Genomic DNA, 12500 nt, shown 5'->3' on the forward strand with positions numbered 1-12500 from the left:
GTGGAGAGCCATACTTCCGAAATATGGCAGCAAATACTATCCATCATACAAACCAAACTTAGCAAGCCCAGCTTTGATACCTGGTTCAAGGCAACCAAGGTGACAAAGCTTACGGATCACTCCATTGTGATTTCTGCGCCGACGACATTCGCTGTTGAGTGGCTGGAGAGCCGCTATACGAAGCTGGTCGCTTCAACCGTGTATGAGCTGTTGGACAAGCAGGTTGAGGTCAAATTCATCATTGAAGAGAACAAGCCTGCAGAGCCTGACCCGCAGCAGCTTCCGCCCCAGCAGCCTGCTGCCCAGGAAGAAGTCATCTCTCATATGCTGAATCCGAAATATACGTTCGATACCTTCGTGATCGGCTCGGGTAATCGTTTTGCCCATGCTGCATCGCTCGCCGTCGCCGAGGCGCCGGCAAAAGCTTATAACCCATTGTTCTTGTATGGTGGCGTAGGACTAGGCAAGACACACCTTATGCACGCTATCGGTCATTATATTCTGGAGCACAATCCCAGCAGCAAGGTCGTTTATTTGTCATCCGAGAAATTCACCAATGAATTCATTAATGCGATCCGCGACAACCGCGGCGAGAGCTTCCGGAACAAATACCGCAATATCGATATCCTGCTGATTGACGATATTCAATTTTTGGCGGGCAAGGAGTCGACACAGGAGGAGTTTTTCCATACCTTCAATGCACTTCATGAGGAACGCAAGCAGATTATCATCTCCAGTGACCGACCGCCCAAGGAGATTCCCACGCTCGAAGAACGGCTTCGCTCCCGCTTTGAATGGGGGCTAATCACGGATATTCAACCGCCGGATCTGGAGACGCGGATTGCCATTTTGCGTAAGAAGGCCAAGGCGGAGAATCTGGATATTCCGAATGAAGCGATGATGTATATCGCCAATCAGATTGATACGAACATCCGGGAGCTGGAAGGTGCCTTGATCCGCGTTGTGGCTTACTCTTCCTTAACCAATCAGGATGTAACGACACATCTGGCTGCCGAGGCGCTGAAGGATATCATTCCATCCAGCCGGCCGAAGATGATTACTATTCAGGACATTCAGCAGCAGGTCGGAGAATACTACAATCTTAAGCTGGAGGATTTCAAGGCACGCAAGCGTACTAAAGCCGTTGCCTTCCCACGTCAGATTGCCATGTATTTGTCACGAGAGCTGACCGATTATTCCTTGCCCAAGATTGGAGAAGCCTTCGGTGGACGAGACCATACAACGGTCATTCATGCTCATGAGAAGATCTCGAAGTCCATTCAAGCTGATCAGGATCTGTTCAAAGTTATCAACAACATTACTGAGAAAATCAAAAACCCAACCTGAACAAGTACAAAGCCTATGCACAATATATACACATGTGGATAGGCTTGATTTATTCACGTTTATGTCACTTATCCACATATTCAGTGCACCTACTGCTATTACTACTATTTTTTATAAATAAATCACCATCATGTCATCGGCTTTGCCTCAACATGAATAACGAAAAGCTGAACCAACAACAGCAGCAAGATAAAGTCCATTCGCTTGTAGGAGGAAATTATGAAAATCAGTATTTTAAAGCAAGCTCTTAATGAATCCATCCAGCATGTATCCAAAGCGATCTCCAGCCGTACAACGATCCCCATCCTGAGTGGCATCAAGCTGGATGTTAATCATCAGGGCGTCACACTGACCGCGAGCGACACGGATATCTCTATCCAATCGTTTATTCCGATTGAGAGTGGCGATCAGACGATCGTGAAGGTTGATCAGCCAGGAAGCGTCGTGCTGCCTGCCAAATTTTTTGTTGAAATTATCAAGAAGCTTCCTTCCCAGGAAGTTCATATGGAGGTTAAGGATCAATTCCAGACCTTCATTGCTGCGGGAGCAACCGAGATCCAGATGGTAGGTCTCGATCCTGAGGAATTCCCTGTACTACCAAGCATTGAAGAGAACCAAATGTTCTCTATTCCAGGAGATCTGCTCAAGAATATGATCAAGCAGACGGTATTCTCCATCTCCTCGCACGAGACAACACCCATTCTGACGGGTGTACTTTGGAGTCTGGCCGACAATGAACTGAAGTTCGTTGCTACCGACCGCCACCGCCTTGCTACTCGCTCCGCCATGCTGGATTCTGCAGAAGGTATTCGTTTCAACAATGTGGTTATCTCTGGTAAAACCTTGAACGAGCTGAGCAAGATCGTTCCAGATCAAAATACAATGGTCGATATCGTCGTAGCGGATAGTCAGGTGCTGTTCAAGATTGATCGGGTGTTATTCTATTCGCGTATTCTTGACGGAACTTATCCCGATACTTCTAGGATTATTCCGACATCGTACAAAACAGAACTGATGCTGGACACAAAAAGTCTGAGCGAGTCAATCGACCGTGCTTATTTGCTATCTCGGGAAGAAAAGACGAATATTGTGCGTATGCAATCTATTGAGCAAGGCGGACTTGAAATCTCATCCAGCTCCTCGGAGCTAGGCAAGGTGCGCGAAGAGGTTAGCGTAGCTAGCTTTGAAGGCGAACCGCTGAAAATCTCCTTCAACTCGAAATATATGCTTGATGTGCTCAAGGTCATTGATAGTGAACAGCTGGTCATTGCCTTTACGGGTATCATGAGCCCGATTATTCTGAAGCCGACCGATGAGAGCAAGGCGCTCTACATTATTTTGCCTTACCGGACGACAAATTAAGGATGGAGACATGGTGCATAACTTGGAGCAGCCTTTCCAACCAAAAAACTTATGCACATGTGGACAAGCAGGAAGGTGGTTGTGATACATGAAGCAAATTTCTATCCACAGTGAATATATTAAGCTGGATCAATTTTTGAAGCTGGCAGATTGTGTGCCGACTGGAGGAATGGCCAAGGCTCTGTTGCAGGAGGGTGCCGTTCATGTCAATGGTGAGCCGGAGGAGCGGAGAGGACGCAAGCTGTACCCAGGCGATCGTGTAGAGGTAGAGGGCGAAGGAAGCTTTGAGGTTATCTCGGCGACTTAAGCCCACCAAAGGACAGCATTCCTGTCGTGTGCCGGTCATGGAATGAGGGGGACCAAGCGTGTATGTGAACAACATCCATTTGCAGCATTATCGCAATTACACTCAGCTTGAGCTGAATGCGTTCGGACCGGTGAATTTGCTGATCGGACAAAATGCGCAGGGGAAGACGAATCTGGTAGAGGCGATATTCGTGCTGGCTCTCACAAAGAGCCATCGTACCTCCAAGGATCGGGAGCTAATCGCATTTGATAGCTCCGCTGCCTATCTTTCCTCTGAGGTGGACAAGCGGTATGGGAAGGTCAAGCTTGAGCTGGCCTTGTCCGTACAGGGGAAGAAAGCGAAGATTAACGGACTTGAACAACGCAAGCTAAGTGATTTCATCGGAGCGCTGAATGTCGTCATGTTCGCTCCGGAGGATCTGGAGATTGTGAAGGGAACACCGGGGGGCCGCCGCCGGTTTCTTGACATGGAGATTGGTCAGGTGGCTCCAGGGTATCTATACCACTTGCAGCAATATCAGAAGGTGCTAGCCCAGCGCAACAATCTTTTGAAGCAGGCCTGGGGCAAGGATCTGTCATCGGTACAGGTCATGCTGGAGGTCTGGAATGAACAGCTTGTAGAGCATGGTGTTAAGATTGTTAAAAAACGGAAACAATTCATAAAGAAGCTCCAAAAGTGGGCGCAGGAGATTCATGAGGGCATTGCTGGAGGCAAAGAGACGCTGGAATTAGGCTATGTTCCGTCCTTCAGCGAGGCAGAGGAAGAAGATGAAGCTGTCTTATTGGAGCAATTTATGTTAAAGTTATCACAAATGAGGGATCAGGAAATCAGGCGCGGAATGACGCTCGCGGGGCCACATCGCGATGATCTGACCTTTGCCATCAACGGTAAAGAGGTCCAGACCTATGGCTCACAGGGACAGCAGCGCACGACTGCGCTCTCGCTGAAGCTGGCAGAGATCGAGCTGATTCATGAGGAGATTGGGGAATACCCGATTCTATTGCTGGATGATGTATTGTCCGAGCTGGACTCCTACCGCCAGACCCAACTGATCGAGACGTTTCAAAGCAAGGTGCAGACCTTCATCACAGCAACAGGCATTGAGAGCCTGAACACCGGACGGCTGAAGGATGCCAGTATTTATCATGTGCATGCAGGACATGTGGAGCATTAGAGACGCTTGCCAGGATTATGCCCGTCTTTGCTGACAGGCTCTCCATGGCGTAAGGAGCTAGGTACGTAGTATTGCGTTACTTAACTTCAGCAAGCTGCCTAGAAGGAGTGAATGACGGTCATGTATATCCATCTGGGAGGGGAGAAGATTATCCGATCCTCCGAGCTCGTCGCCATTTTCGATATTTCGATTGAGAAATCCTCTAAAATCTCCAAGCAATATGTAAGCTATGCACAGCAGCATAAGCATATCGAGGTCATTGGCGAGGAAGAGGCCAAGTCTATTGTGGTGACCAAAAGGAAGGTCTATTACTCTCCGATCTCATCCGCAACCCTGAAGAAAAGGGCAAACATATTTGTCGACCATCCTTAGCGGCTGGCTAACGCCCATTTTGACTTATGGAAAATGAACGGATCTTAAGAATTAGAGCCCAAGCTATGGCTATTGAATCTATAGAAGTAGGTGAAAGGCATGTCTATGAATCAACCAACTTATGATGCGGGCGAGATCCAGGTCCTTGAGGGACTGGAGGCTGTGCGCAAGCGGCCGGGTATGTACATCGGCTCAACCAGCGTCAAGGGACTCCATCATCTGGTGTGGGAAGTAGTGGACAACAGTATTGACGAGGCGCTTGCCGGATACTGCGATACCATACAGGTCATCGTCCATCAGGATAACAGCATTACCGTGATTGATAATGGCCGCGGCATTCCAGTCAGCGAGCACGCCAAGATGAAAAAATCAGCACTTGAGGTCGTTATGACCGTACTTCATGCTGGTGGTAAATTCGGCGGCGGCGGATACAAGGTATCTGGCGGTCTGCATGGTGTCGGGGTCTCTGTAGTGAATGCCCTGTCCAGCAAGGTATTGGTCACCGTCAAGCGGGATGGCCATGTCTATCAACAGGAATACCATCGGGGTGCTCCGCAGTATGATGTGAAGGTCATTGGTGATACGGAGGAGACGGGAACACAGACCACCTTCTATCCCGATCCCGAAATCTTCACAGAGACGACGGTCTATATCTATGAGACGCTACTGACACGGATTCGTGAACTGGCCTTCCTGAATAAAGGCATTAAGCTATCTCTGCTCGATGAGAGAACGGGTGAGAATGCTACGTTCCACTATGAAGGCGGAATTGGTGAATACGTGCAGTTCCTTAATGAGCAAAGAGAGGTGCTCCACGAGCAGCCAATCTACGTTGAAGGCGCCCGGGATATGATCCAGGTAGAGGTAGCGCTTCAGTATAACGACAGCTATACTGAGAACATTTATTCCTTCGCTAATAACATCAATACACATGAAGGCGGTACGCATGAATCAGGCTTCAAGAGTGCGCTGACCCGGATCATTAACGACTATTCCCGTAAGACGGGTATCATCAAGGACAGCAATAACAATCTGTCTGGTGATGACGTGCGTGAAGGACTGACAGCGATCATCTCCGTGAAGATTCCTGAGCCGCAATTCGAGGGACAGACCAAGACCAAGCTAGGGAACAGTGAGGTCAGAGGGATTGTCGAATCGTTGTTCGCCGAGAAGCTGCAGGAGTTCATGGATGAGAATCCTTCCGTCTCCCGTCGGATTGTCGAGAAGGCGCTGCAGGCTGCCCGTGCTCGTGAAGCAGCACGTAAAGCTCGTGAGCTGACACGCCGTAAGAGTGCTCTGGAGATCAGCTCCTTGCCAGGTAAGCTGGCAGACTGCTCCTCCAAGGATGCATCCATCTCCGAGCTGTATATCGTAGAGGGTGATTCCGCTGGTGGATCTGCGAAGCAAGGACGTGACCGTCATTTCCAGGCGATCCTGCCGATTCGTGGTAAGATCCTCAATGTCGAGAAGGCACGTCTAGACCGAATTCTGTCCAGTGATGAGATCCGGTCGATGGTGACTGCATTCGGTACAGGGATTGGTGATGACTTTGACCTCGCTAAAGCACGTTATCACAAGGTTATCATCATGACGGATGCCGATGTCGATGGTGCGCATATTCGTACGCTACTTCTGACGTTCTTTTATCGCTACATGCGCAAGATTATTGAGGCAGGGTATGTGTATATCGCACAGCCACCATTGTTCAAGATTGAGCGCAACAAGGTTGTTCGTTATGCGAACAGCGAGAAGGAACGAGATGAGATCATTCAGGAGTTCGGTGAAGGGGCCAAGCTGAACGTACAGCGTTATAAAGGTCTTGGTGAGATGAATGCTGCACAGCTGTGGGAGACGACCATGGACCCTGAGAGCCGCACTATGCTTCAGGTATCCATCGGTGATGCCATGCTGGCAGATTCCCTGTTCGATACGCTGATGGGCGATAACGTAGAGCCACGCCGTAATTTTATCCAGGAGCACGCGAAATACGTGAAGAACCTGGACGTATAGACCAAGTGTAAAAAGGCGAGTTAGCAATTCTGGCATAAGAGCTTGCTGGTATGTGCAACTGCCCTGTAATAAAACACACACTGTATTCATGTGTGAAGGCGCCCATCTGGGCGCCTTTTTGCTTAATAAGATGCAACCAGATAAGCGTGATAAGTAGCCAGAAAATTAACTGCAGCTCGCTGTAGGAGCAATACCTCCTGTACCTTCTCCCAAAGTAGCACCTCTACTGATCATCTCTACATATTGGTCACACGACTCTCTGTTCCAGAAGCTTTAGCTTGGGCTACGCTTGTTGTCTCTTCCAGGTGACAGGGACCGTCTTGCGGCTGCTGCGGTTGGTAGAGCCTTTCTTGCGTCCAGAACCAGAGCTGGTTATGCGCCCATAAGCGATGGCATATTTGCGGATACGGCGATAGGGCTCCTTGTCAGATAGCTTGCCGAAGACATACAGACAGGGCAAGGTGTTCACTTCAAGAATCCAGGGGTGAAGCTGCTGATCCAAAGCGACGTCCAGCCCAATTTCCTTGATACGTGGATACGCTTGCTCCAGCTGCTCTGCTATCTTCTCCCCAAGCACTCCTAACTTGCGCTTTAGACGAGCCTGCGTCATGACATCTGTATGGGCTGAGAGAAGCGTATGGAATTCTCCGATCGCACCTCCACTGTGGTAGTTGGTGATTACTTTACCATGCGCAGCCACACGGCCGATGAACCCGGTGCTCTCCCACTCATTGCGTAGATTCTTCTGTGTGAGCACACGCAGATCGAAGGAACGATCCTGATAACGCAGCAGTTGGATTCCCTGTTGAACGAGATATACTTTGGATTTGATATGGGTGGATATAGCCTGATGGAGCTCCTCCAGGGTCGAGTATTCCTCCTTCTGAACGCCATAACGAAGGCTGTAGCTATAGTTGGGTGGTATGCTGACCGGTGGCGATACATGCAAGAGGGGCTTTCGCTCCTTCTCAGCTCGCATGACGCCATGTCCGAAGGTGCCACAGTCCGGCTTGATGTAGACAGTGTCATACATCTCTATCATCTCTTTAAGATGGTCAGGACTGTACAATCTGGTATCGGGAATATAAGGGGCTAATTTGGGATGGTTCAAGATTACTTTCGTTTTGTCCCATTTGCTGGATACCCGCTGAATGGACAAGGAAGATCACCCTTTCTGTAATTTTCATACCCTTGCAGATAAAAAGTCATTACTTTAACAATCAATTTCCAAATTAAGTCAAACCAAAGGACATTTTCAATAAACAGTGGTATAATAGGTGAATACGGCGTTTTTCGGATGTTTGTATAAGGACATACTTCTTTACGTCATGATAGACAAAAAACCGTATACGTAATTGTATGTCGAAAACCTATAGTGGGTAGGGCGAATCCCCAGTTCTTAAGGATTTCGTTGCAAACCCTGAATAAGCCACGTTTAATTGTGATCTATTTGTGAAAATAATATAATTAGAAGAGGTATGACCTTGTTTGGCATGCCTGTGCGGCGTTTTGGGCTGCATGCCGAAGGATCGGATTCAGTAGGCATTTGTAAGGCTTTTCACATATAGTGAAATCAGAATTACGAAGAGTGGTAAAGAAAGAGGAGGTCCAGCATGGCGGATCAAAATAACCCGCAAATCATTAACAGAGATATCGGCCTAGAGATGCGCGAATCCTTCATGGATTATGCGATGAGTATTATTGTCAGCCGTGCTCTGCCTGATGTACGGGACGGATTAAAGCCGGTTCACCGTCGTATTTTATACGCGATGTCTGAGCTTGGGATGTCTCCGGACAAACCCTATAAGAAATCAGCCAGAATCGTGGGCGAAGTCATCGGTAAGTACCATCCCCATGGTGACTCTGCAGTCTATGAGACAATGGTACGGATGGCTCAGGATTTCTCGTTGCGCTACATGCTGGTAGACGGTCATGGGAACTTCGGTTCCGTAGACGGTGATATGGCTGCAGCGATGCGTTATACGGAGGCCAAGCTGTCCAAGATCGCTATGGAAATGCTGCGCGATATCAACAAAGAGACGATCGATTTCATTCCTAACTATGACGGAGAAGAGCGTGAGCCGGCCGTGCTACCTGCTCGCTTCCCGAACCTGCTGGTCAACGGGGTAGGCGGGATTGCTGTAGGTATGGCTACGAACATTCCGCCTCATAACCTGGGTGAGGTCATTGATGGCGTACAGGCCATGATTGAGAACCCAGACATTACGCCTATGGAATTGATGGATCACATTCAAGGCCCTGATTTCCCAACAGCAGGCTACATCCTGGGACGCTCTGGCATCCGTCAGGCGTATCAGACCGGGCGTGGCTCCGTGACTATGCGCGCGAGAACGATGATCGAGGAGAACGGTAACAAAGCCCGAATCATCGTCAGTGAACTGCCTTATCAGGTCAATAAAGCCAGATTGGTAGAGAAGATCGCTGAGCTCGTTCGTGATAAGCGTATTGAAGGTATTACCGACCTGCGGGATGAATCGGATCGTAACGGGATGCGGATTGTTATCGAGCTGCGCCGGGATGTCAATCCGAATGTCGTGCTTAACAATCTGTTCAAGCATACAGCGATGCAATCTACCTTCGGTATCAACATGCTCGCTATCGTTAATAAAGAACCTAAGATTCTCAATATTCGTGATGTGCTGTATCATTATTTGCAGCATCAGATCGAAGTTATTCGTCGCCGGACCGAGTACGATCTGAAGAAGGCTGAGGCTCGTGCTCATATTCTGGAGGGCTTGAGAATAGCGCTGGATCATCTGGATGAGGTCATTGCCTTGATCCGTTCCTCTGCGACAGCAGATGCTGCGCGTGACGGACTGATGAACCGTTTCTCCCTTAGTCATGAGCAGGCCCAGGCGATTCTGGATATGCGTCTGCAACGTCTGACAGGACTGGAACGCGAGAAGATTGAGAATGAATATAACGAGCTGCTACAGAAGATTGCGGAGTACCGCGAGATTCTGGCGAATGAGCATCTCGTATTGAATATTATCAGTGAGGAATTGCAAGAGCTGAAATCCCGTTTTGCCGATGAACGCAGAACGGAGATTACAGTAGGGGAAGAGAGCATTCTTGATGAGGATTTGATCCCGCGTGAGGATGTTATCGTAACCGTTACCCATACAGGCTACATCAAGCGATTGCCGGTTACCACGTATCGTAACCAGAAGCGTGGTGGACGTGGTGTTGTGGGGATGGATACGAAGACAGAGGATTTCGTGGAGCATCTGTTCGTAACGAACTCTCACCATCATCTGCTCTTCTTCACAGATAAGGGTAAGGTGTATCGAATCAAGGCATATGAGATTCCAGAGCTGAGTCGTACAGCCCGCGGGACACCGATCATTAACCTGATTCAGATTGAGCAGGGTGAGTCCATCAATGCGGTCATTCCGGTGGAAGAGTTCGAGAATGACAAATTCCTGTTCTTTGCCACACGGCAGGGGATTGTGAAGAAGACGCCGCTGGAGGACTATGTGAACATCCGTAAGGGCGGACTGATTGCCATCAACCTCCGTGAGGACGATGCCTTGATCGAGGTAAAACTGACGGATGGGGCTCAGGAAATGATCATTGGTACAGCGTGTGGTATGTCCATCCGCTTCCCAGAGGATGATGTTCGTTCGATGGGACGGAGTGCTACAGGGGTCAAAGGAATTACCCTTGATCCCACCGATGAGGTCATTGGTATGGACATTGTGGATCAAGAGCTCGAAGTGCTCATCGTTACTGCTAAAGGCTATGGTAAGCGTACCCCGGTTACTGACTATCGTGTACAGAGCCGTGGTGGTAAAGGGATCAAGACGATCAATGTCACAGACAAGAATGGTGCAGTGGTTGGCCTGAAGATCGTGAAGAACGAAGAGGATCTGATGATCATTACCGCTAGCGGAACCCTGATTCGGACGAGCATGGAAGGAATCTCGACGATGGGACGGAATACACAGGGGGTCAAGCTGATCAATATCCGTGAGGATGATGCAGTCGCTACCGTGTGCCGTGCTGATAAGAATGAGGAGCAAGAAGACGAGGAACTGAATGAGGAGGGCTTCTCCTCTGATGTAGAAGCTATAGAGAGCTCTGAGGAGACGACTGATAACGAATCAGGCGGCGACGCTGAGTAAGCTGTAGCCTATCAGACTGTCATACCAAGTGATTCAGACTGATGTCTAACTGAAGACATTAGAAGTACACCTATCGCATAGCTACTAATTTAGACAAACCTCTTGCAGAGAGCGCACCTTATTTGGTGACTCTTTGCAGGAGGTTTTTTTGTAATATAGGTCTTATGACCTGTGAACAAGGTTGGGAATAGCATGTACAGTGTTCTACGGCAGTAATATAATGGAGTGTAGATTAGGAAAAAGAGCAGCGCAAGGCGCATGACATAATTTCAGGACATAAGCGAGGTTCGATATGATCATATCCGTTAAAGAGTTGTCGGCAGGTAGTAAATTGGCTAAGGATGTATTCACCGAGTATGGAAGTGTGTTGCTTTCGAAGGAGCATGTGATGCTTCCGCGAGATATTGAGATATTGCAAGCATTTCTGATTGATGAGGTTGAGATCGTAACGGAAGGACAGGGCCACTCAAATAAAGGACGAGTGAATGAAGCTCCAGCCAAAACATCAACGGATTCGAATTCCTCCAGTTCCGCCACTCAGGGTTCATTAAGTGATAAGGCTGGCGTTACCGTGGCCAAGACTCTTTCATTCGACCAGCAGTATGACAAAATGATCAATCATATTAAGAGCGCGTTCCAAACTGTACTAGTATCCGATCTCTCCATCTATGAGCTTCGGGCCCAACTGGAGTCTATGCTGGAGCAAATCGATCGCTACAACGTGATAACTTTTACACCTAGTTCCATGAAGGAAAGTGAATATGTCTACCACAACGCAGTGCTCACGGCTCTTACCTCCTATTGTCTTGCCCAATGGATTGGACTGCCGCAGAAGGACTGGATTCAGGTCGCCTTTGCTGGATTGTTCCATGACATTGGTAATTCAAAAGTAGATCCTGCTGTCATCCACAAGCCCTCTCCGCTTAATGAAGAAGAGCTGCATGAAATGCGACAGCATACCACGTATGGCTATCAGCTGCTCAAAAATGTGAAGGGCATTAATGAAGGGGTGCGACTTGCAGCGCTTCAACATCATGAGAAAGTGGATGGAAGTGGCTATCCGCTGCATCTCAAGGAGTCACAGACGCATATCTATGCACGTATTGTGAGCGTGGCGGATATTTTTCATGCGATGACGCTGCATAAGACATATCGAAAGGCACAGTCTCCTTATTTGGTACTGGAGCAGATTCAAAGTGAGGCCTTCGGCAAGCTGGACCCGTCTATTGTACGTATTTTTATTAGCAAGGTTACCCAACTGTCTAATGGAACCAAGGTACGTCTGAATGATCAGCGAGTTGGGGAAATTATTTTTGCAGATCGTGATCATCCTACACGGCCGATGGTAAATCTCGGCGATGAGATTATCAATCTGGTGCAGCGTCTTGATCTGCACATTGAGGATATCATTGTTTAACGTAGGGCTATAATGTAGTCCAGAGACTAGTCATTATCTAATTATGCTATGACGCAAGCTCAAGCTAGGATAACATGTGACTTCAGAGCCCCAACCTCGGATACGATTCTGCTGCAGATTCGATCTACGGATGTTGGGGCTTTTTTTATGAAATAGCATGTTTTATAATTTTGTTGTAAACGCTTTATAGAAGTCGAAGCAGATGAAAAGGAGAGTGAAGCATGATGCTGCTGGAAGGACGAATCGCGATTGTAACGGGGGCAAGTCGTGGTATCGGCAAGGCGATTGCCCTTACACTGGCTATGCACGGTGCGTCGCTTGTCGTTAATGGTACCCGTGAAGATTTGCTAAGGGAGCTAGCAGCTG

10 protein-coding genes (1 of these 10 running past the window's edge) are annotated in these 12500 nt (G+C 48.4%); 9 read left to right on the forward strand and 1 reads right to left on the reverse strand.

Features of this window, described 5'->3' with window-relative positions; genetic code table 11:
- From dnaA to gyrB, 6 genes are all read left to right on the forward strand, one after another.
- Positions 1-1347: a chromosomal replication initiator protein DnaA gene (dnaA, locus tag MKX74_RS00005; protein WP_018883670.1), complete on the forward strand. Its 1347-nt coding sequence runs from the start codon at positions 1-3 to the stop codon at positions 1345-1347.
- 219 nt (positions 1348-1566) lie between these two features.
- Positions 1567-2709 (forward strand): DNA polymerase III subunit beta, encoded by a 1143-nt coding sequence (gene dnaN / locus MKX74_RS00010; protein ID WP_341177144.1) that lies wholly within the window; start codon positions 1567-1569, stop codon positions 2707-2709.
- Positions 2710-2797: 88 nt separating this feature from the next.
- Positions 2798-3016, forward strand: coding sequence for a S4 domain-containing protein YaaA (yaaA, locus tag MKX74_RS00015; protein ID WP_018883668.1), 219 nt, complete (start codon positions 2798-2800; stop codon positions 3014-3016).
- Between the two features lie 58 nt (positions 3017-3074).
- A complete protein-coding gene (gene recF, locus MKX74_RS00020; RefSeq protein ID WP_018883667.1) occupies positions 3075-4190 on the forward strand; it encodes a DNA replication/repair protein RecF in 1116 nt (371 codons plus the stop codon).
- A 120-nt stretch (positions 4191-4310) separates the two neighbouring features.
- A complete protein-coding gene (remB, locus tag MKX74_RS00025) occupies positions 4311-4562 on the forward strand; it encodes an extracellular matrix regulator RemB (protein ID WP_025681310.1) in 252 nt (83 codons plus the stop codon).
- Between the two features lie 99 nt (positions 4563-4661).
- Positions 4662-6572 carry a DNA topoisomerase (ATP-hydrolyzing) subunit B gene (gyrB, locus tag MKX74_RS00030; protein ID WP_033412258.1) on the forward strand — a complete coding sequence of 637 codons (1911 nt, stop codon included), beginning with the start codon at positions 4662-4664 and terminating at the stop codon, positions 6570-6572.
- Positions 6573-6855: 283 nt separating this feature from the next.
- On the opposite strand, the gene MKX74_RS00035 is transcribed toward gyrB, so the two are convergent.
- Positions 6856-7731 carry a YheC/YheD family protein gene (locus tag MKX74_RS00035; protein WP_341177145.1) on the reverse strand — a complete coding sequence of 292 codons (876 nt, stop codon included), beginning with the start codon at positions 7729-7731 and terminating at the stop codon, positions 6856-6858.
- A 454-nt stretch (positions 7732-8185) separates the two neighbouring features.
- Here MKX74_RS00035 and gyrA point away from each other — a divergent pair, with 454 nt between their 5' ends.
- The 3 genes from gyrA to MKX74_RS00050 form a co-directional block, all read left to right on the forward strand.
- A complete protein-coding gene (gyrA, locus tag MKX74_RS00040) occupies positions 8186-10717 on the forward strand; it encodes a DNA gyrase subunit A (protein ID WP_341177146.1) in 2532 nt (843 codons plus the stop codon).
- A gap of 292 nt (positions 10718-11009) precedes the next feature.
- Complete coding sequence (locus tag MKX74_RS00045) at positions 11010-12134, forward strand: HD-GYP domain-containing protein (RefSeq protein WP_341177147.1); 1125 nt, start codon at positions 11010-11012, stop codon at positions 12132-12134.
- 221 nt (positions 12135-12355) lie between these two features.
- On the forward strand, positions 12356-12500 hold the beginning of the coding sequence (locus MKX74_RS00050; protein WP_341177148.1) for an SDR family NAD(P)-dependent oxidoreductase. The gene runs 608 nt beyond the window's last position; the window shows 145 of its 753 coding nt (coding positions 1-145); it begins with the start codon at positions 12356-12358; the stop codon falls past the right edge of the window.

Source organism: Paenibacillus sp. FSL K6-1230, assembly GCF_038002385.1.
In the GTDB taxonomy this organism is placed as follows: domain Bacteria; phylum Bacillota; class Bacilli; order Paenibacillales; family Paenibacillaceae; genus Paenibacillus; species Paenibacillus massiliensis.

Coding starts and splice junctions, on each gene's coding strand:
- dnaN (WP_341177144.1), top strand. CDS start 1,567: ATGAAAATCAGTATTTTAAAGCAAGCTCTTAATGAATCCATCCAGCAT.
- yaaA (WP_018883668.1), top strand. CDS start 2,798: ATGAAGCAAATTTCTATCCACAGTGAATATATTAAGCTGGATCAATTT.
- remB (WP_025681310.1), top strand. CDS start 4,311: ATGTATATCCATCTGGGAGGGGAGAAGATTATCCGATCCTCCGAGCTC.
- gyrB (WP_033412258.1), top strand. CDS start 4,662: ATGTCTATGAATCAACCAACTTATGATGCGGGCGAGATCCAGGTCCTT.
- gyrA (WP_341177146.1), top strand. CDS start 8,186: ATGGCGGATCAAAATAACCCGCAAATCATTAACAGAGATATCGGCCTA.
- MKX74_RS00045 (WP_341177147.1), top strand. CDS start 11,010: ATGATCATATCCGTTAAAGAGTTGTCGGCAGGTAGTAAATTGGCTAAG.